General features: G+C 37.1%; 21 protein-coding genes. 12 read left to right on the top strand and 9 right to left on the bottom strand.

Annotation, left to right across the window (positions count from 1 at the left end; all coding sequences use genetic code 11):
• The first annotated feature begins 307 nt into the window (after positions 1-307).
• Entirely contained in the window at positions 308-733 is a 426-nt protein-coding gene (locus tag CEQ75_RS16870; RefSeq protein ID WP_041225851.1) for a sigma-70 family RNA polymerase sigma factor, read from the top strand.
• A 94-nt stretch (positions 734-827) separates the two neighbouring features.
• Here the strand turns inward: CEQ75_RS16870 and CEQ75_RS16875 are convergent, their stop codons facing one another.
• Together CEQ75_RS16875 and CEQ75_RS16880 are read right to left on the bottom strand one after the other, a co-directional pair.
• Entirely contained in the window at positions 828-2,546 is a 1,719-nt protein-coding gene (locus tag CEQ75_RS16875) for a GTPase (protein ID WP_089612219.1), read from the bottom strand.
• A gap of 14 nt (positions 2,547-2,560) precedes the next feature.
• Positions 2,561-4,480, bottom strand: a complete 1,920-nt coding sequence (locus tag CEQ75_RS16880; RefSeq protein ID WP_242965306.1) for a GTPase domain-containing protein — start codon at positions 4,478-4,480, stop codon at positions 2,561-2,563.
• A gap of 228 nt (positions 4,481-4,708) precedes the next feature.
• Between CEQ75_RS16880 and CEQ75_RS16885 the strand changes: the two genes are divergently transcribed.
• From CEQ75_RS16885 to CEQ75_RS16905, 6 genes are all read left to right on the top strand, one after another.
• Positions 4,709-5,980 (top strand): IS1380 family transposase, encoded by a 1,272-nt coding sequence (locus CEQ75_RS16885; protein ID WP_015045058.1) that lies wholly within the window; start codon positions 4,709-4,711, stop codon positions 5,978-5,980.
• Between the two features lie 326 nt (positions 5,981-6,306).
• On the top strand, positions 6,307-6,522 hold the full coding sequence (locus CEQ75_RS16890; protein ID WP_021315111.1) for a hypothetical protein: 216 nt from the start codon (positions 6,307-6,309) through the stop codon (positions 6,520-6,522).
• 29 nt (positions 6,523-6,551) lie between these two features.
• A complete protein-coding gene (locus CEQ75_RS16895; RefSeq protein ID WP_015045059.1) occupies positions 6,552-7,223 on the top strand; it encodes a haloacid dehalogenase type II in 672 nt (223 codons plus the stop codon).
• Positions 7,224-7,304: 81 nt separating this feature from the next.
• On the top strand, positions 7,305-7,478 hold the full coding sequence (locus CEQ75_RS18505) for a hypothetical protein (protein ID WP_015045060.1): 174 nt from the start codon (positions 7,305-7,307) through the stop codon (positions 7,476-7,478).
• 129 nt (positions 7,479-7,607) lie between these two features.
• Positions 7,608-8,270, top strand: coding sequence for a DsbA family oxidoreductase (locus CEQ75_RS16900; RefSeq protein ID WP_015045061.1), 663 nt, complete (start codon positions 7,608-7,610; stop codon positions 8,268-8,270).
• Between the two features lie 191 nt (positions 8,271-8,461).
• A complete protein-coding gene (locus CEQ75_RS16905; RefSeq protein ID WP_015045062.1) occupies positions 8,462-8,848 on the top strand; it encodes a pyridoxamine 5'-phosphate oxidase family protein in 387 nt (128 codons plus the stop codon).
• An 88-nt stretch (positions 8,849-8,936) separates the two neighbouring features.
• Here the strand turns inward: CEQ75_RS16905 and CEQ75_RS16910 are convergent, their stop codons facing one another.
• The gene (locus tag CEQ75_RS16910; protein ID WP_081582761.1) at positions 8,937-9,317 is read right to left on the bottom strand and encodes a winged helix-turn-helix transcriptional regulator; all 381 of its coding nucleotides are present in this window, start codon (positions 9,315-9,317) and stop codon (positions 8,937-8,939) included.
• 128 nt (positions 9,318-9,445) lie between these two features.
• On the opposite strand from CEQ75_RS16910, the gene CEQ75_RS16915 reads away from it, so the two are divergent.
• Genes CEQ75_RS16915 through CEQ75_RS16935 form a run of 5 tightly spaced genes read left to right on the top strand, consistent with a single transcriptional unit; the run spans position 9,446 to position 12,379 of the window.
• Entirely contained in the window at positions 9,446-9,859 is a 414-nt protein-coding gene (locus CEQ75_RS16915) for a flavodoxin family protein (RefSeq protein WP_201736491.1), read from the top strand.
• Entirely contained in the window at positions 9,852-11,249 is a 1,398-nt protein-coding gene (locus CEQ75_RS16920; protein WP_015045064.1) for a cobyrinic acid a,c-diamide synthase CobB, read from the top strand. The genes CEQ75_RS16915 and CEQ75_RS16920 overlap by 8 nt, the downstream gene beginning before the upstream one ends.
• 16 nt (positions 11,250-11,265) lie before the next feature.
• A complete protein-coding gene (locus CEQ75_RS16925; RefSeq protein WP_089612220.1) occupies positions 11,266-11,541 on the top strand; it encodes a cysteine-rich small domain-containing protein in 276 nt (91 codons plus the stop codon).
• A 24-nt stretch (positions 11,542-11,565) separates the two neighbouring features.
• Positions 11,566-12,225 carry a flavodoxin family protein gene (locus CEQ75_RS16930; protein WP_015045066.1) on the top strand — a complete coding sequence of 220 codons (660 nt, stop codon included), beginning with the start codon at positions 11,566-11,568 and terminating at the stop codon, positions 12,223-12,225.
• Position 12,226: 1 nt separating this feature from the next.
• Positions 12,227-12,379, top strand: a complete 153-nt coding sequence (locus tag CEQ75_RS16935; protein WP_015045067.1) for a nitroreductase family protein — start codon at positions 12,227-12,229, stop codon at positions 12,377-12,379.
• 19 nt (positions 12,380-12,398) lie between these two features.
• On the opposite strand, the gene CEQ75_RS16940 is transcribed toward CEQ75_RS16935, so the two are convergent.
• From CEQ75_RS16940 to CEQ75_RS16965, 6 genes are all read right to left on the bottom strand, one after another.
• A protein-coding gene (locus tag CEQ75_RS16940) for an IS3 family transposase (RefSeq protein WP_242965492.1) occupies positions 12,399-13,498 on the bottom strand; the annotation gives its coding sequence in 2 pieces (ribosomal slippage) (positions 12,399-13,306 and positions 13,306-13,498; 1,101 coding nt in all).
• Positions 13,495-13,713, bottom strand: a complete 219-nt coding sequence (locus tag CEQ75_RS16945) for a hypothetical protein (protein WP_089612222.1) — start codon at positions 13,711-13,713, stop codon at positions 13,495-13,497. Before CEQ75_RS16945 ends, CEQ75_RS16940 begins: the two co-directional genes overlap by 4 nt.
• A 72-nt stretch (positions 13,714-13,785) precedes the next feature.
• Positions 13,786-14,412, bottom strand: a complete 627-nt coding sequence (locus tag CEQ75_RS16950) for a hypothetical protein (RefSeq protein ID WP_157677517.1) — start codon at positions 14,410-14,412, stop codon at positions 13,786-13,788.
• Positions 14,413-14,436: 24 nt separating this feature from the next.
• Entirely contained in the window at positions 14,437-15,429 is a 993-nt protein-coding gene (locus CEQ75_RS16955) for a PD-(D/E)XK nuclease family protein (protein WP_089612224.1), read from the bottom strand.
• 61 nt (positions 15,430-15,490) lie between these two features.
• The gene (locus CEQ75_RS16960; RefSeq protein ID WP_089612225.1) at positions 15,491-16,195 is read right to left on the bottom strand and encodes a hypothetical protein; all 705 of its coding nucleotides are present in this window, start codon (positions 16,193-16,195) and stop codon (positions 15,491-15,493) included.
• A 15-nt stretch (positions 16,196-16,210) separates the two neighbouring features.
• Positions 16,211-16,435 carry a helix-turn-helix domain-containing protein gene (locus tag CEQ75_RS16965; RefSeq protein ID WP_089612226.1) on the bottom strand — a complete coding sequence of 75 codons (225 nt, stop codon included), beginning with the start codon at positions 16,433-16,435 and terminating at the stop codon, positions 16,211-16,213.
• Positions 16,436-16,936 lie beyond the last annotated feature (501 nt).

Here is a 16,936-nt window from a genome sequence, read left to right on the forward strand (position 1 = left end):
CTTGTAAACTTCATACCAAGGGCTCTGAACGGAGCTTACTCAAGTAACATATATAGCCGAATTACGTCCTGCCATAGAAAACGTCATATTTTAAAAAATAAAGACACCGTAACTCATAGGAGGGTTATGGTGTCTTTTCGTCTTAAACTCGAAACAAGCTTTCTTGTTGTGTTTAATGCATCGAACCATTCTGGCTCGGTGCGTTTTTTTATTCTAAAGATTTATCGGTTTTTTAGATTAAAATCCGGGCGTTCTCCACCGTCTGTCCTTTCAATCAGATTTTAAAAAATTGAAAGGATGGTCAAATATGAAAACCATAAACCTAAAGGATATTTACCCTTATTACTTTACAGAAGATAAATGGATTGACGTGCCGGACGAGCTGGCACAGATATTTGCAGATTATATCAAAGCAGAGGAAACCTATGAACGAACAAAACGCCGTTATAAAGCTACATACTCCCTTGACCGTGGGGATGGTATCGAACGGGATATTCTCTTCGTCTCCCTCTCTCCCCATGAGCTTTACGAGCGCAAACTTACCCAAGAGCAGCTCCATGCAGCAATAGCCTCATTGCCCGACAAGCAAGCAAAACGGATCTATGCCCACTTCTTCTTAGGCATGAGCAAAACTGCCATCGCACGCTCCGAAGGTGTCAGCAAGGTATCGGTTTCAGAATCTATTGAAAGAGGATTATGCTCGATTGAGAAGTTTTTGAAGAAGTTTCTCTAATTATAGGTGTTACTCTTATGAGTAGTAGTCATTAAGCTCAAAAAAGCCCGTGACTTCGGCATTTCCGCCGCTAGTTACGGGCTTTTTATTTGCGCTATTCGCTCATTTCTTCATAATCAGAATAGCTCTGGTGGATATTCGAGATTAACAATCTACAATCCGTCTGTGCGCTTTCAAGCAGCTTGCACGTTTCTGATTTACCTAAACGCATATTTCTAATTTCAGAAATCTGTGAGTCGATTCCAGCGATACGTGTAAGGTAATTCTCTGATAGGAAATTGCCCAGAGCATTATTGAAATACTTGATGACTTCGTTGGCTGCGTTATTAAAACCTGCACGAAGGGTTTCACGGCTCTTCCTCATCTCTTGCTCACGCTTGTCGGCATCCACATCCTCTTTAGCCTGCATTCCAATTGACAGTACCACGCCGAAGGCACCAAGCACTTTTCCCGCAACATTGATTCCTTTTACCCATTTGACAGCTTCCCACGGCTTAAAGCTGTGTCCGAAAAAGTGGCCTATGTCTAAGACCATCTGGTGGACGTTGCTGCCGGTGAACGCTTTAAGCCCATTTGCAGCGGCGTTTGTTCCGGCTGTATTAGCAATAATCTTGCTGCTTCCCTGAGCCAGAACATCAGATTTGAATATGCGCTCTATAAGTGGATTGCCTTTCCCATTTTTGCTTTCCAATCGGAATTTGAGAGTCTGCGAAAAATCCGATTTATAGAATTCATCCAACTGTGCTTGGCAGTCTTCAGATAACTCAGTGATTCTTCTTGTAATGCTATCAACACAATCGGCTGTGATGCGATCAACCTCGTTATATGCAGCGGTAATTGCATCGTTAGCATCATCTTCATTGTCGTAGTTATAAACCGAATTAGCAATTTCACGGCCTTTTTCACGAATTTGAGAAGCCGCTTCTTCAAAGATGGATTTGACCGACGACTCAATTCTCCATTGAGTCGTTGAAATGATATAGCGTTCTTGACGTAAATGCTCTTCGAGAGCATCAATGTCGCTGTCTCCGGTTGAAGGTTGATATTCCTCCAAGGCTTTTTGCAGAAACTCGAATAACCTATACAAAACCGTGGTCATTTGTGAGGGAATTCCTTTGTCACGGACAAAGGCGTTTAGCGTTGAAACAAGAGCATCATAATTGCTACGCGCTATGAGTTCTTCCGCAATTTCGCTGTCTGGCTCTGAAAGGCTATCTAAATATGACTCAGCATCTACAAAAACAGTCCGCAGTTGTGCCGGGGTATACGGAGCTGTTACTTTCTCCAAATCTTTTAGCTTTATTTCTTGATTCTCAATCGTATTACCGATGCCCGCCATTTTGTTTACAATCAAAATCATCTCGCCAGCTTTATCTTTTTCAAGCAATAGCTTGCGGAAATTTTGACCTATAAAATCATCGAACAACTCTTGAGTGACCACATAAACAAGCATATCGGCATCTGCGATTGCCTGATATGAGATTTCATCGTGGTCGGGTCGGAGCGTCGTATGGATGCCCGGAGTGTCAATTACTTCAATTCCATTCCAGTCATAGGTGTGGGCTTCCTGGGTTGTAATCCCTGCGCCAATAGCTATGTCTGAAATACCTGTTAAAGCTTTTAGAATGGTTGACTTGCCAGCACTATATTGTCCAGCAAAGACAAGGCTTACTGGTTTATTGCCTTCAAATATTTCTTGAGGCAAACCACTCCCGTCGAATCCAATTTTTCCAAGCAAATCTCGGATACTTTCGAGTAACTTTTTGCTTTTAGCCGTCCATACGGCAATGTATACAGAGTCTTGTTCTCTCATTTTGATTGTCTCCTTTATTTCATAATCAGAAGTTCTGTAATTTGCTGTGCCATTCGAATACGGTTCTGCGTATTGGCGTCGATGGCATCAAGAAAAGGAATGTGTGCGATTCTCGGTACATCATCGATATACTGGATATTGATGCTCTGGATATCAACTGAATTCCTGTCGGCTTTACGCCATATTGCCTGCAACAGCATTGATTTGATGTTGTTATTCTTTATGATGTACCATACCTTTTCTTTTAGAAGGTTAGACAAGGCTTTGGCTGCGTCATTTGGGAATACTTTCCCATACTCAAGTACCAACATAACTGCGTATCCTGGTATTCTTGCGATACTTGAAATGTGCCATTCCAAACCCTCATAGCCCAAATACGCCAATGCTTCTTTAATAACGGCAGCGTTTATCTCCTGCAACTTATTATTAAGAGCTATGGCGAATTCACGCTGCGTTTTTGACAATGTGAATACTGAGTTAATAACATCATCAATGTTACGACTCATAGGGTACAACTGTTTTTTCAGCAATTCATCATACAAAACGTCGAGTAGCTTCTTCCGTAGCCCAACCACCATCTTATCGATATGGTCAGAGAGCTTCTTCTCTAATTTCTGACGAGCGTTACGGACTTTCTTTTCTCGGTCATTAAAAAGGAACGAACCCATCCATCCCACTAAACCGACTCCCAGTCCAATCCACCCTATAGGATTCCAAACATTAAATAAGCTGGCTATCATAAGCCCGCCGCTAAGTAACGTGGTAGTCCAGTTCCATATGCGTTTTCCATCTACGAGCATATGCATATTGATTGAACGGTCAGAGAACACAGAGTGAGAGAAATTTATCTCAGCATTAATTTCACGGCTAATTTCTCGCAGTTCTGTTTCACACTCTTTGCCGAGTTGTTTTAACAAATCAGAAGACCGCTCTTCAATCTTACGACTTTTCAAAATCTTATTCCATTCGGCGCTGGCATTTGAGTTGTCATAGTTATCCTCTGCGAAAGAAGCTATTTCACGTTTTAGCTCGCCAGAAATTGATGTCAGCAATGTCTCAATCCTGCTCTTGCTGTCGGTTTCAAAATCGTCTGTCCATTTTTTTAGTTTTCGCTTCTTGCCAACAAGGACAGACCCTTGCTCACTGTTTTTAGCACTCTGACTAAACAGGGTTTCCAAGGCATCTACTACTGGGACAACAACAATATCTGTGAAAGCCTTCAGCTTGTAAAAGCTTCCGTTTTTGCACACTTCGCTAATAATTAAATTCTCGACATAACTAAATCGAGACAAGTCGTAGAGTTCATAGCTGCTTTCTTTAAACTCATTTTGCTGTGAAAGAAAGGCGGACTTCAAATGCACATATGCAAACCGAATATTACGCCAATCCTGTCCATATTGATTACCAAAATCAAAGAACTGCTTCTTAATTGTCTCCAAGCGCTCATTATCAAATTTCTTCTGAACATCACGCTTGAACATTTTTAAACTGCTGGCTGCATTGATATCAGCCTTGATGTTAATAAGGCAAATTACAGGCTTGCCGAGTTCAAGGATTCTGTTCAGACATTCCGCTTCACAAGCTTGGGGTGCGTCGTCAGTTATTAAGAACAATATAAGGTCGCTTTTTTTTGCAGCATCAAAAGCAATGTTCTCGTCGTCTTCGCCTTCAAATGCGGCTATCCCCGGGACATCAGTAATCTGTAAATTTTTATATATGTAAGTTCTAACATCACGAGTTGTTCGTTGGGCACCTTTTCCTATGGAATCACCATTTCCGTGGATTAAAATTTCCATCAGAGTGGACTTGCCCGCCATTGTTCTTCCAAAAAGCGTTATTGAAAAAGATGTTTTTGATAATGCGTTTATATCTTCAACAAGCTGCTGCGGAAGAATCTCAAAGTTAGAACGGATTAATGATAATTGTGATGCCAAGCTGCTGGTAGTTGCATTGTCATTAAAATTACTTACTTGAACCTAGATTCTACGTGCAATCTACTCATATAACCCTTTAAGCAAGTATTTATAATCGTTAAGCCAAAACCATTCTTTCACCCAATGGGTGAAAGAAAATTGCAGCAAATTAACATCTATTTGTATGTTTTTTGTCTTGTTTGATGGGTAAAAATGTAACAAATAGAGGTGTTGTGAAGGAGATGGCTTATGATAAATAAAATCGAGTTTAAGGCTAAAAATCTTACCTCAAATGCAGGACTTTTTCTGATGCTAGAGAACACTAAAAATAACGGCATTTTTGAGATGATTGAAAATGACCTCACTTTTGAAAGCGCTTCTGTAAACAAGATTAAAATGAATCATGTTAAAACCATGCTCTCTGGTCATTTTATAGGCATAGATAAGCTCGAACGTTTAAAACTTTTAAAGAATGATCCCCTTGTTCGTGAATTCGATATTTCTGTTAAAGAGCCTGAAACCGTGTCGCGTTTTTTAAGCAACTTCAGCTTCAAAACGACGCAAATGTTCAGAGAAATCAACTTCAAAGTGTTTAAAAAGCTACTTTCTAAAAGTGGATTGACATCCATCACTATTGATATCGATAGCAGTGTCATTAATGTAGAAGGCCACCAAGAAGGCGCTACTAAAGGTTACAATCCTAAAAAGCTGGGCAATCGATGCTACAATGTCCAGTTTGCCTTTTGTGATGAACTCAAAGCCTATGTCACTGGTTTTGTTAGAAGTGGTAATGCATACACCGCAAATGGTGCTGCTGAACTGATTAAAGAGATTGTTGCCACTCTTAAAGCTCAAAACTTGGAAATCTTTTTCCGTATGGATAGTGGCTACTTCGATGAAGAAATCATTGAAACAATCGAGTCTCTTGGTTGCAAATACTTAATTAAAGCTAAAGCTTATGCAACACTTGTCTCCCAAGTGACCGCTTCCTCTGCTGTGTTTCTTAAAGGTATAGACGGCAGAGAAACCGCTGAGCTGCTTATAAAATTGGATAAGTGGAAGAAAAAAAGAAGATTTGTCGTGTCTCGCGTTCTGAAACCCGAAAAAGAAAGAGCTCAGTTAAGCCTGTTAGAAGGTTCAGAGTACGACTATTTTTTCTTTGTCACCAATACAGACCTAGAGTCAGAAGCGGTGGTTCTCTCCTATGAAAAGCGTGGCAATGCTGAAAACTATATCAAAGAAGCAAAATACGACATGTCAGTAGGCCACTTGCTTTTGAAATCATTCTGGGCAAATGAAGCAGTATTCCAAATGATGATGCTTTCATACAATCTGTTTTTACTCTTCAAATTTGACTACTTGGATGTGTCTGAATATAGGCAGCAGATAAAGACATTTCGCTTGAAATACGTTTTTCTTGCGGCCAAAATTATCAAAACAGCTAGGTCTGTGATTATGAAGCTCTCAAGCAAATATCCTTATCAAGAGGTGTATAAAAAATGTATCTGCTTAGAGTCGTAACGATTGATAAATTGGCGCTTGAATCGCTTGAATGAATCGAGTGGTTTATTAATTGAACCTAGAATTGTGATATTTGCAACTTAATTGAGAATAATGGGTATATCTTATTCAAATGTGTTGAGGAAGGGGTGTGAATAATGTTAAAATGTAGGAGTAACTACTTGAATTCTTCGTAGGTTCAGCGAAAATATCGATTTTTAATGGTTTTCGTAAAACAACGTGGAATTTAGGTAGTAATCAAGTCATTGGGATTATTTGGGTTTGGTGTAGCCTTTATCTTTATGCAGTCGACAATTATTGCCACAGCACAGGAGAAATTACCTCATATGAAGGGTACAGCAATGGCTCTTGCAGCATTCAACATGTTTTTAGGAGCAGGTGTCGGTACGTCAATCAATGGTTGGGTAATGGAAACAATTAACACAACGATTATCTTTAATATTGCATCATATTTATTTTTAATAGTTGGTATACTAGCAGCAATATTTGTTTCACAATTTGAAGCACAAAAAAAGAAGTCCTATGCAAGTGAAACTTTATAATCAAATTATTTAGATGGGAGATGTAAAAAATGATTAAAGCAGTTTTTTTCGATATGAATGAAACGTTACTTAATCTGGAACCCCTTAAAACGCATTTTGATAAGCATTTTAAAGATGAGTATGTCCTAAAGTATTGGTTTACAAAGTTGCTTCAGACGTCTCTGGTAATGGCTAGCATGAACGCGTATAAGAATTTTGGAGAACTAGCAGGTGTCGTGTTAGAAAGTGTGTTCCATGAAGGTGGAAAATCCTTATCAGAAGATGAAAAAGCAAGTATATTGAATACTTTTAGAAGTATGCCAGCTTTTGAAGATGTCCCTGAAGCGCTGAAGATGCTTAAAGATAATAATTTAAAAGTTATTGCAGTATCCAATTCATCACTAACGATGATGGAAGAACAGCTGACAAATGCAGGGATTATCAAATATTTTGATGGGTATTATTCAGTAGATGCAGTAGCCCGCTACAAACCCTTTGAAGATATATATAAATTCGTAGCAAATGAAGAACTATTGGATGTCTCTGAAGTCGTAATGGTGGCTTCTCATGATTGGGATTTGTTTGGTGCTAAAAGTGCTGGGTTGAAAACAGCTTATATCAAGCGTAAAGACGTCATTTATAATCCGTTTTATTCGGACCCTGATATAGATGATGACCATATGGTTAAATTAGCTGAAAAAATTGTAAGGTTAAAAGACTAAATGAGATATAACTCTATTGAGAGATGAAATAACAAGCAAGAAAGATATGTATTAAACATAGTGAATAACAAGGAAGATACCATGAGTTTAAATCGTGAATTAGCAAAGTTAAAGGAAGAAAATTTAAAGAAAGTATCAAAGGAATTATCAGATGTATTAGTAAAAGATGTTGAAATTCAGGCAAAGAGAGGTACTACAAAGAATGCTTTAAAAACAGGTTATAAAATTCAAGCGTTTGAGTTACAAAATGCGTAGGAAGAATGATTCATTCAGATGAATTACTTTCTAAACTAAAGGTTCATAGATTATCAGTTTTTATAGAGGCGATTGATGTCTTTATTGCAATATAATAGATAAAATAATGTTCATAAAGGGGAGATAACATTGAAAATAGAAATTTGGTCAGATTATGTATGTCCATTTTGTTATATTGGTGAAAGAAAGCTTGGACAAGCGCTTGAACAATTAAAGATGACAGATGACGTTGAGATTATATTTAAATCTTTCGAATTAGATCCTAATGCGCAAAAACAATATGAGGGAGACATTCATCAATTGATGGCAAAGAAATACGGCATAAGTATTGAACGTGCAATTGAAACCAATAACAACATTGTTAGAAGTGCAAGAGAAGTAGGGTTGGTGTTTAACTTTGATGACTTAAAACGGACAAATACATTTGATGCCCACCGTTTATCTTATTATGCAAAAGAAAAGGGTAGATTAAGTGCATTTACTGAAGCTGTCATGAGAAGCTATTTTATTGAAGCTTTAGATATCTCCAATCTAGAAACACTGTTAGACCTTGCGGTTGAAGTGGGGTTAGATAGAGAGAAAGCAAAAGGCATTCTAACTTCGTCGGCTTATAGTCAAGAAGTAAGGACAGCTGAACAGAATGCTCATTCAAAAGGAATCAATGGTGTGCCGTATTTCATCTTTGATGAAAAGGAAGTTATTTATGGTGCGCAACCAGTTGAAGCATTTGTAAATGTCATTGAAGCAGTTAAAAATAATGTGCCAACAACGATAAATGAAACAAATTTTTGATTTTTTATCGGAAGTAAAGAGAAAAATTTCTTTTTTAACAGATAAAACAAAAGGCTTTCAATTCATTAAGTCAGTATCAAAAATGATAGTACCTATTAAAAATAGATGTATTAACAAAAAAAGCTGTGAATGCTATAATCATATTGAGAATAAATAAAATATGTTGCATAAGACAAAAGGAGGATTTTTTTATGAAAGCAATAGTAGAATTTTTAAACAAGAGTAAGGTGTTTTATTTAGCTACAAATAGTGAAGGAGCACCTGATGTAAGACCAATGGGAATTGCAATTCCATATAATGACAAATTATACTTTGTAGCAGCTAAACCAATGAATGTATTTAAGCAATTAGAAGCAGATAATAAAGTATCTATTTCTGCTTATGACGGAGAGAAATTCTTAAGACTTTACGGCACTGCAGTACTTGAAGACTCAGAAGAAACAGTAAACACATTCCTAGGGATGGACGAGAAAATCGCAACCATGTTCCCAGCGGATATTATGGCGCCGTTCTATTTAAAAGATGTAACAGCAAGTATTTGTTCATTTACAGAAGAACCAGAAGTATATAACTTCTAAATATCGTGCAGTACAGGTAGCCATGTTTAAAGAAGGTTTAGCCTCTGATAGTACACGCTAGGCTAAACCTTTTATTTTAAGCGATTAATTAGTTGTCTTGATTGATCATGCCCATGTGTGTGAGATACTCGACTCCCCAAATATTCATAGCAGACAAGACATTGCCAAACTCGATTCCTAGTGGTGACAATTTGTATTCCACTTTAGGAGGTATGACGTTGTATACTTCCCGAACAATGACTTCATCTTGTTCCAATTCTCTCAATTGTCTCGTAAGTGTTGCCTGAGTTGCAGGAATAAGTCTACTTAGTTCATTAAATCGTTTGGTACCTTGTTGTAGATGCCAGAAAATTAGAAGTTTCCATTTTCCTTTTATGACTTTTTGTGCCATACAATATGGACAGAGTGCTTCTCTTACTTCTGGACTGATTTGGCAAGAGCCACATTCATCTAAGTATTTTTTAAACATTTCATCACCTCGGTATCATTAATGATAGTATCTATCAAAAATAATTATATTTTAAAAACGGATATATATGTAATAATTATACTGAAAATAATTTAAAAAACAAGTCACATATTAAAAAGGAGGAGGAAATGATGAAAATAGCGGTGCGATATTATTCGAAAACGGGTAATACAAAAAAGTTAGCTGAAGCCATTGGAAGGGCTATAGGTGTTAAAGCTTTTCCACTTTCACAACCTGTAGACCCAGATACAGATATTTTATTTTTAGGAAGCTCTGTTTACGCAGCAGGCGTGTCCGGAGAAGTTAAAACCTTTATAAATACTTTAGACAAAAATGTTGGTAAAGTAGTTAATTTTAGTTCTGCGGCGATTATCGAGTCCACATACAATCAAGTTAAAAAATTAGTTAAGAAAAGAGGTATCACGATGTCTGATAAAGAGTTTCATTGTAGAGGGAGCTTTACAGTAATGCATCGTGGAAAACCAGATAAAGATGACTTGAAATCGGTAGCGACGTTTGCGAAGGAAGTTACAAATGGCTAACTTAGATAGAATGAATTGTCCAAGATTTGTCCTGGCAGGTACAAATAGTGGTGTAGGTAAAACGACAATCACCCTAGGTCTTTTAAATGGGTTTCGACGGAAAGGAATTAATGTTCAGCCATTTAAAAGTGGGCCAGACTATATCGATCCTGCATTTCATACATTTGTTACTGGAAACCCATCGCGAAATTTAGATACATGGCTTATACAGGAAAACCCTATAGAATATTTAATGCAACAAACTGGAGTGAATAAAGATCTTTCTATTATCGAAGGCGTAATGGGTTTTTATGATGGGCATATTGTTCATAAAAATGTTGGCAGTACTGCTCATTTATCAAAAGTATTAAAAGCACCAGTTGTACTCATCATTAATGGTAGTGGTATTTCTACAAGTGCCGCAGCAATTGTACACGGCTTTAAGCATTTTGATAATGATGTGGACGTAGCAGGTGTGATTATTAATCAGGTCAACAGTAAACGTCATTATGACATATTAAAAGAAGCTATTGAAGAAATGACGGGCGTAAAGTGTTTTGGCTATTTAAAGAAACACCCTGACATTAATTTGGATAGTCGTCATCTAGGTTTAATACCCTCTTATGAAGTAGAAGTGCTACAAGACAAAATCGACTTGATTAGTAATTTGATGGAAGACTCTATTGATTTTGATGGTTTACTGGAACTTGGGCAAAGTGCGGCACCATTAAAAAGAGTAGATTTAGGCATAAAAAAAGTTGTTGATGAAGTAAGAATTGGTGTGCCGTTGGATAAGGCCTTTAACTTCTACTATCAAGACAACTTAGAACTACTAGAAGCACTTGGAGCGAAACTAGTGTATTTTAGTCCTTTAGAAGATAAGGCAGTTCCAGCATCCATAGATGGTATTTACTTTGGAGGTGGTTTTCCAGAAGTATTTGTTAAAGAGCTATCGGCTAATAAACAAATGCGAACATCTATTAAAGAGTTTATTGAAGCAGGTGGCCCAGTTTATGCGGAATGTGGTGGACTTATGTATATGTGTAACCGGATAGTGGATCTTGAGGATAATGCTTATGAAATGGTTGGTATCTTGGAAAATGACTCTGTCATGACAAAAAAGTTACAACGATTTGGTTATGTAGATGTCAGAATCAATAAGGAATCGATTATTGGATCAGATATGACCAATTTTGAAGCTCATGAGTTTCATCGCTCAAAACTGACGGAGCACTTGGATGACCAGACAGTTTATAGTGTTGAAAAAGACAGAGGTAATGGCAATATCAATAAATGGTCATGTGGTTATACCTACAAAAATTTCCTTGGTGGGTATGCACATATTCATTTTTACAATAATCTAGAAATTCCTAGGAATTTTTTATATACATGCGAAAAAAGAAAAAAATGAATTAAAGGAGTAAATGATGAGAACATACAAAACGGATAATTATAAGTTTAATCAACATAGACAATGTGAATTTTTTCCTTGTCACAAAGGAGTAGAGGAAGACAAGTTTAACTGCCTTTTCTGTTATTGTCCATTGTATATGTTAGGTAACGAATGTGGCGGTAACTTCAAAGTGACCAATGGGGTAAAAGATTGTTCCGGCTGTACAAAACCTCATGCTGAAGGTAGTTATGACTTTGTCATGTCAAAAATAAAGATGGTTATTCAAAAAGGATCAAGTTTTATTAAGTAATTCAATTATAGGAGGTGTATGAATATGATTTTAGGTATATCAGGTAGTCCGAGGGAAAATGGTATTACCGCTCACGCTATCAAAGAAATTCTTTCTCAGAGCAAGGAGGACACACAGTATATCTCCCTATTTGGGAAACATATAGGAGGTTGCATCAGTTGCCTTGGTTGTACGAAAGACAATAAATGCGTTGTAGAAGATGATTTTCAAGAGATTGCAGAAGCTATGGCTCAAGCAGACGCTATTGTTCTAGGCGTACCTAATTATTATGATGTACCCAATGCTTTGACACATGCGATGTTAGAACGATGTTTCTGCTTTCGTCACCAAGGCACCTTCTCCTTAAAAGATAAACCGATTGTCATTCTATCGACTGGTTATTCTAAGGATGAAGAAAATAGTCAAGTACTGAATATAGTAGAACATTTTGCGAATAAAAATAAAATGAAAGTAATTTCAAAATTTTTAGTGGGTGCTTTTTCGCAATGTTACTCATGTAAATATGGTATGACTTGTGCTGACGGAAATATTGTGAAAGATAACGGTTTTGTTGATAAAATTACAACAGAGATGTTACCACCCAAATTTAAACAGCAAGAAAATTCTATTTTAAAATGTCATCGTGCGGCAGATACTATCACCAAACTGTTAGCCATGTATAAAGAGCGTAAAGGAGTGCAATAGCATGGAACTAAAAGAAGTTGTCAGCAAGAGACAGAGTATCCGTCGATTTAAAGATACGGAGATCTCAGATAAAGATATTATTGAATTGGTTGAAGTTGCGACTAAAGCACCTTCATCAATGAATATTCAAAATGGATCTATGTCAATATCTTAGACACAAAAAGCTGAACTTTTCATGCAATTTTTCTAGCTAAATCTTCACAGTTTTGTGGTGAGATATAACCAATGCTGCTATGTATCCTTTTTCTATTGTACCAAGCTTCTATATATTCAAATATCGATAATCTTGCTGTGTCAAAATCAAAATATTTAACAAGGTGGACTTCCTCTTTTTTCAAAGAAGCATGAAATGACTCTATACAAGCGTTGTCGTAAGGACATCCCTTTGCACTAAAGGAATGGGTAATAAGTTTAGTACTATCTATGTATTGCTTGAAAGCGGAGCTTGTATACTGACATCCTAAATCACTATGAAGTATTAATGGAGTGCTTGGTTTTTGAAGCTGTACAGCATTCTTTACAGCCCGTAGCGCTAATGGGGTATCAATAGTTTTAGACATAGCATGTCCTATTATTTTCTTACTATATAGATCCATAACCGAAGCTAAGTAACACCAACCATCTTTAATTGTGTGGATGTAAGTAATATCAGTTACCCACTTTTCATTAATAGTAGCTGTTTCAAAATCCCTTTTTAAAAGGTTTTCTTTCTCTACTATTTTCCTTTTAGATGATGCTGGTCTAAATTTTTTTATTATTATAGATTTTATTCCCAACTTCTTCATTAAACGTTGAGTTCTTTTTAAACTAATAATTATCCCCAATGCTTTTAGTGATTCATTTATTTTGGGTGCTCCATAACGGTTTTTGCTCTCTTTGTGGATATTTATGATTTCTTTTTCTATATTTTTATTTTCTAATTCTCGATCACTTGGTTTTTTATTTAAATACTTGTAATAAGAGCTCCTAGCTACCTTTAAAACCTTACACATGAGCTTAATATCATGATATTTCTTGTTGTTAGTGATGAATTCAAATATAGTAGTTACTTCCTTGCGAATATGCCCATAGCCTTTTTTAATATTTCAATTTCTTCCTCAAGTTTTGCATTTTTCTTTAATAAATTTTTATGTTCCACTGCTGTTATAGTTGTATTTTTATCTACAGAAACAGGTTTATTTTTCTTTACCCAGCCAGTTATTGTTGATTTTGATACGGCATATTCACTATTCAACTCTGCTAGGCTCTTTCCAGAATTATAAAGTTCTACTATTGTTTTTTTAAATTCATCTGTATATTGTTTTTGACTTGAAGGTTAATAATTTCACTCTGTAACTTTTCGGATACATTATTGACTACACGATTTAGTAATGATACTGCATCGTTAGCGAGTATATGTCCACGCTTCGCAAAAGCCTTACATTCAGCCAAGGCCTCTGATAAATCGTCAGGCGACTTGGTTTGTTGTGTTAAATTCATAAAATCCAATATACCTCCCATCATATGATCTAATAATATCTTTACACTGCCACATCAATCCTCATGTTGCAGTACCACTCCTTACCTTCTTTGTTTTGTCATACTATATAATCCCATACTAAGACCTACACCAATGCCAAATCCTGTGATAATCATTAAAAAATTCAAATCTATCTTCCCAAATATATGAAATAAATTCTCCAGCCACACTTTTATCCAATGCCCCGAATTCATAGATCCTACTAATAATCCGATAGGAATTGAGACAGCCCCACAAGCAGCAGAAAACAACCGAATGGATTTACGGTCATAAGCTATTGCCCCAAATATCACTCCAAATATTATTCCCATCAAAATGATAGCAATGATGTCAGCAATGCTGGAATTTTCAAAGTAAGCAGCAACTGAAGGAAATAGTAAGCCAAAACCACCTACCAAACCTTCGACTAAAGCGAAACTTCCCAAAAGACCGATTGGGACGGCGATAAGACCCGCAATGGTCATTCGGCCAATCATCTTGTGCTTCCAATGTAAAAGGCCAAATAAAAGTCCCCCTACGCCTCCAGCGATTATTGTTCCTAAAATATAATTATCAAGACGCAATATTACAATGCAGGCAATTACTCCGCTGATAAGAAATGAAACCTTTCCCAATATCAACGACCAGATCACGCTGACTGTTTTTGAATTGCAAATTTTAGACATCATGATCTCCTCCTTTTTACAGTTTCATTAGCTTTTAGAGATTTTTAAAATAGAGCTTTTCTTCCCATAGTTCTTCGGAAAGTAATCCTTCCCGAGCTGCCATACATACTGATCAATTTGCTTCAGGTTATATTGATCCAAGCCATAGAATGTACGGAAATCATTCAGAATGCTTTTGAACTTAACATATTCCTTCAAGTCGCCATCCTGAAAATCTGAAAATTCATCGTTATTTCTAAAATAGCGAAGCACCTCATCAACGTAGCTATCATAAATCGGATATTCAAGCGGATTATGATGGCTGCAATATTTTGAGGCGAAGGAATAAAAGTTCTTCAATGTATCACCGATGGTTACATACTGGACATCACCCACCAAGGTAACATCACCGGCATTAAGTCTCGCATCAATATCTAAATTATAGATATGTTTAGCCACCGGATAGATTGAGAAAATGTTTGTGCTATAAAAATCATTGAGCGTTGACGCCTTTAGGAGAATATCAACAATGTCGGTATTCTTCGGACATAGCTCAAAGAACAGTTTATGAAGCGCATCCTCTTGCAGGTGGTAGTTCTCAAGACCATCCCACTTCTCAAGATAAAAATCGACCTGCTCGATTGATGGGGCGGGTACTTCAACGTCCAGTCTCTTTTTACGAGGTTTCGAAGGATTATCAACCTTATCCTGCATTGGTGTAAACGGCTGGGCAGTTCCATCAGAAACTAAAAATAAACGGAACTTTCTTAAATGAGACAAATAGCTATTAACAAGCGATTTGACATTACCAGTCGAATTTTCAGTAAGAGCTTTTATTAGCTCATTCTTTGCCGAATCCTCAAAATCCATTGCAGTTACTGTATCCCAGAACAAATCTTTGCTCCCTTTTCTCCAAAGGTAGAAGGTATCCGTATAAGCAGTATTGATTGTTAATTTTGAAATACTCTGGCTATGTAGGAAACCTTTATAAGTAGCACGCAGCTCTTCATATGATAAAGCTTTCATTTTGTCTATATCCAATTTCACTCCTCCATTATTCGATATATTTTAATCTTTCAAGCCATTTAAAACACAACCACTCTTAAAGAGGTTTGAACTCGCCATCATCCTCATCTTCGTTCTCTTCAGTGTCGTCAATGCCAAATAGCATCTTGAACCTATCGAAGTTATACGGGTAGGAGTTATCGCCATCAAATCTTACAGGCCTATGGCCATTATTATATTCAAATTCCAATTCCCACTGCGTGCCGTCGCATACCGTATATCCAAATCGCCGGGTCGTATATCTTCTACGCCATTCGCCAATATGAAGATCTGCCAATGCCGCTAAAAAGGTATCCCTTGTGAATGTTTCCTCATTTTCATTGTCAAATAGAATGAGTGATTCTTCATCTTCCCATAATTTTGTATAGGCTTTCAATCCATCTAAAATTTCTACAGTATAACTACGGTAACCGCCAAAGAAACCACCAATACCGAAAGTAATCTTACAGATAGAATCCATGTTTAGCGTGAAGTCCGCAGCCTTTTCTTCTGATTTTGAAAAGGTATAGATTCCGCCAGCTTCAGCATAGGCTTGTTTGGCTTTCTCTAAATATTCACAAGTCCAGTGAAGGCGCACATCCTCGCTCGGATGCACAATCAGCTCTTGGCCATAGCCGGGGCTTTCCATTATGTTTTTAAGGCGACCTATTTCTTGTTTAAGCCCACGAATAGCACTTATAATCTGCTCTTTAGTATTTCCTTTCAGCTGTTCTTCATAGTAGACCTCCGGGCTAATCATCATAGTAAGCCACCTCCCTTACTCATTTCCAGCCTTTATTTCATTGCCATCAGGAAGAATGAATGCTTGTTCAAATTTTACATCCATAACCTCTGCAATAGCCTTTAGCTCTTCCAATGTAATCGTCTCACGTTTCAGCTTTTTGCCAAAGTTCTGTGGTGACTGACCTAACCGTCTTGCCAACTCCGAAACGCTGATATTCATTTGTTCACATAACTGCCGTATCATATCCGAAGTTTTCATTGTACGCCCTCCACATATTAATACAAACATTATAAATCATTTGGTTTCAAACAACAAGAAGAACATATCCAGCCTTTACCACAACAAATCACCTACTACTCATTTGAAAAAAGGGTTGCGGGTGTTTTTTGTTGTGCCTATGTATTCATCAGCTACACAATCCCCTGAACAGAAATTATTTTAAATATTTTTAAAATAATTTCTTTAACACCCCTTACTTTCACCCGTTTTTTGTCCTGATTAGTAAGACGAGTTTAGCGTCATGCAATTTTGTTCCTTGACAACTAAATATACGGTATTTTGAGTACGAATCCTATGTGGCTGAAAAGCAAAGCGGCATAATGGGCAGCGCCATGATGACAGTGCATTGCACAGTCGAAGCGATAAATGCAGCCATTAGACCAACCATTGGCACGGTTGGTGCGATGACACACATCAGGAATAATGATACTTTCTCACGACCTCCCACAGACTTGAGGGGGAGTTCCTGCGATATTTGCT

Source organism: Dehalobacterium formicoaceticum, assembly GCF_002224645.1.
GTDB classification, from domain to species: Bacteria; Bacillota; Dehalobacteriia; order Dehalobacteriales; family Dehalobacteriaceae; genus Dehalobacterium; species Dehalobacterium formicoaceticum.

Excerpts from the sequence above, each read along its gene's own strand:
- CEQ75_RS16920 (WP_015045064.1), top strand. The coding sequence starts at position 9,852 with ATGGCTAACTTAGATAGAATGAATTGTCCAAGATTTGTCCTGGCAGGT.
- CEQ75_RS16935 (WP_015045067.1), top strand. The coding sequence starts at position 12,227 with ATGGAACTAAAAGAAGTTGTCAGCAAGAGACAGAGTATCCGTCGATTT.
- CEQ75_RS16965 (WP_089612226.1), bottom strand. The coding sequence starts at position 16,435 with ATGAAAACTTCGGATATGATACGGCAGTTATGTGAACAAATGAATATC.
- CEQ75_RS16910 (WP_081582761.1), bottom strand. The coding sequence starts at position 9,317 with ATGTTTAAAAAATACTTAGATGAATGTGGCTCTTGCCAAATCAGTCCA.
- CEQ75_RS16950 (WP_157677517.1), bottom strand. The coding sequence starts at position 14,412 with ATGATGTCTAAAATTTGCAATTCAAAAACAGTCAGCGTGATCTGGTCG.
- CEQ75_RS16870 (WP_041225851.1), top strand. The coding sequence starts at position 308 with ATGAAAACCATAAACCTAAAGGATATTTACCCTTATTACTTTACAGAA.
- CEQ75_RS16915 (WP_201736491.1), top strand. The coding sequence starts at position 9,446 with ATGATGAAAATAGCGGTGCGATATTATTCGAAAACGGGTAATACAAAA.
- CEQ75_RS16960 (WP_089612225.1), bottom strand. The coding sequence starts at position 16,195 with ATGATGATTAGCCCGGAGGTCTACTATGAAGAACAGCTGAAAGGAAAT.
- CEQ75_RS16890 (WP_021315111.1), top strand. The coding sequence starts at position 6,307 with ATGAAGGGTACAGCAATGGCTCTTGCAGCATTCAACATGTTTTTAGGA.
- CEQ75_RS18505 (WP_015045060.1), top strand. The coding sequence starts at position 7,305 with ATGAGTTTAAATCGTGAATTAGCAAAGTTAAAGGAAGAAAATTTAAAG.
- CEQ75_RS16925 (WP_089612220.1), top strand. The coding sequence starts at position 11,266 with ATGAGAACATACAAAACGGATAATTATAAGTTTAATCAACATAGACAA.
- CEQ75_RS16885 (WP_015045058.1), top strand. The coding sequence starts at position 4,709 with ATGATAAATAAAATCGAGTTTAAGGCTAAAAATCTTACCTCAAATGCA.
- CEQ75_RS16930 (WP_015045066.1), top strand. The coding sequence starts at position 11,566 with ATGATTTTAGGTATATCAGGTAGTCCGAGGGAAAATGGTATTACCGCT.
- CEQ75_RS16895 (WP_015045059.1), top strand. The coding sequence starts at position 6,552 with ATGATTAAAGCAGTTTTTTTCGATATGAATGAAACGTTACTTAATCTG.
- CEQ75_RS16875 (WP_089612219.1), bottom strand. The coding sequence starts at position 2,546 with ATGAGAGAACAAGACTCTGTATACATTGCCGTATGGACGGCTAAAAGC.
- CEQ75_RS16905 (WP_015045062.1), top strand. The coding sequence starts at position 8,462 with ATGAAAGCAATAGTAGAATTTTTAAACAAGAGTAAGGTGTTTTATTTA.